Origin of the sequence: Bacillus sp. JJ664 (assembly GCF_036962205.1) — a bacterium.
Lineage (GTDB): Bacteria > Bacillota > Bacilli > Bacillales > Bacillaceae_G > Gottfriedia.
In genome coordinates this window covers 329-1903 of the sequence record NZ_JBALMS010000198.1, presented here as the reverse complement: position 1 = coordinate 1903, position 1575 = coordinate 329, and the positions used below count along the sequence as shown (strand labels likewise).

Annotated in this window: 2 protein-coding genes; both read left to right on the top strand. The window is 29.0% G+C overall.

Annotated features, from left to right (window positions below; all coding sequences use genetic code 11):
* Positions 1 to 410 precede the first annotated feature (410 nt).
* Positions 411 to 824 carry a hypothetical protein gene (locus V7056_RS20115; RefSeq protein ID WP_499704162.1) on the top strand — a complete coding sequence of 138 codons (414 nt, stop codon included), beginning with the start codon at positions 411 to 413 and terminating at the stop codon, positions 822 to 824.
* A gap of 189 nt (positions 825 to 1013) precedes the next feature.
* Positions 1014 to 1481, top strand: a complete 468-nt coding sequence (locus V7056_RS20110) for a hypothetical protein (RefSeq protein ID WP_499704161.1) — start codon at positions 1014 to 1016, stop codon at positions 1479 to 1481.
* Positions 1482 to 1575: the final 94 nt, after the last annotated feature.

The window sequence follows — 1575 nt, the reverse complement described above, 5'->3', positions numbered from 1 at the left end:
ATATATAGCTATATCATCTATTATTCCTAATAGCTGCAGAGTTACACCCAATAGTGCCAAATGTGACGATTGTAACATCTATGCAAAATCTACTAAGACGCAAGGTAAAGGAATTTACCTATCAAAAGATCTTAGATTTTATGACTAAACCCGTTAACCAACGTAAACAAGAAAATCTTATACAACTAACTTGCGCTTTAGTTTTACAACAAATAGAGGATGATCAGTATTCGATTATCCTCTATTTTGCTAAATGACAGTATAGTTGATCAAGGAAAGTAAAATTTTAAGGGGTAAACATCTTTAATATCGTTATAAATTCGAAGTTAAATTTATTTTGAGTAAAGTACTCCTTTTAATGAAAGATATTATATAATTTATCCATGATTAAAAAAGGAGAAAAATGGTAAATGAGTAAAAAGATATATTTATTTATTAGCGTTATATTCCTATTATTTATTCTCATCCTACAAAGTTGCAAAAGTAATAATTTAGAAGCCACTAAAAATTATCCCAAAATCAAAACACATGGCTATGTTAATGAACAAGGTTTCTCAGCAAATTGGAAGGTTTCTATTTACTCTGAAAAGGCTGAGAATAATTTAATTAAAGCAAAAATCGAATACACTGGTAATGAAAAAACATTAGATAGATTATCTATTAAATATTTTGGAGGTAAAGTATATACCCCATTAGAGAAAGATAGCTACGAACCTTTAATATTAGAAGAGTTTTCTTTATTAAAAGAAAACAGATTTGAATTTACCTGGTTTGATCAAGGGGGAAAAAAGAGAAGTGAAAGTATTAATATTAAAATAAAGTAATTATCTAAGAAAGAGATTCATATTTGAAAAAAATATTAAAATGTAATGCACCATAATGAGAGCGTTAGTTACATAATGAATAGGTTGCTGTCTATGGGGAATGAAACTGGTTTTTTAAGGAATATAAATATTCTTGAGCATAGAATTTCCGAAGAAACAAAGCATAGATTGGCCGAAAGGAGTGGGAATATGAAAAAAAGAGAAATCTTCTGGAGCGTCTGTCTTTTTATTTCTTTTATTGGTTTCTATCTCATAGAAAACGCATTTACGATTAAGCCTAATGTTATTTCGGGGAATGGAAATCTTGCTATTTTAGTTATTCTGTTATTCTCACCGATTTTTATTGCGAGTTACTTCTTAACGTATAAACAGGCAAGGCAAATAGCCAACAATACAAAAAAACGAAAAATAAAAACATTCATTCTATTAAGTTTAATCGTATGCTTTACAGTATTGATCTTTGAATTAGTAGATTATACAAGTGAACTCATCGTTGCTTTAGGTGGAACACCTTCTAATCCTGATTCAAGAATTTACCATTTTGGTTGGTTTAATCAGTATACAAATAGCATCTATTTTAATGTATATACTTTTTTATTAACACATATAATGGTTTTCATCGTCGGTATCCTATCCTTCGTAAGAAAAAACAATTAAACAATAAATAAACGAAAAACGTTTGGGAGATTTAAGCGTTATGTGTGCATTTTATTCTGAGCCTGTTGTTGAACTAACTGGCGCTTTAGTTGAA

What these genes read in the sequence shown, in the direction of transcription:
- V7056_RS20115 (WP_499704162.1), top strand. Translation starts at nt 411, where the DNA reads ATGAGTAAAAAGATATATTTATTTATTAGCGTTATATTCCTATTATTT.
- V7056_RS20110 (WP_499704161.1), top strand. Translation starts at nt 1,014, where the DNA reads ATGAAAAAAAGAGAAATCTTCTGGAGCGTCTGTCTTTTTATTTCTTTT.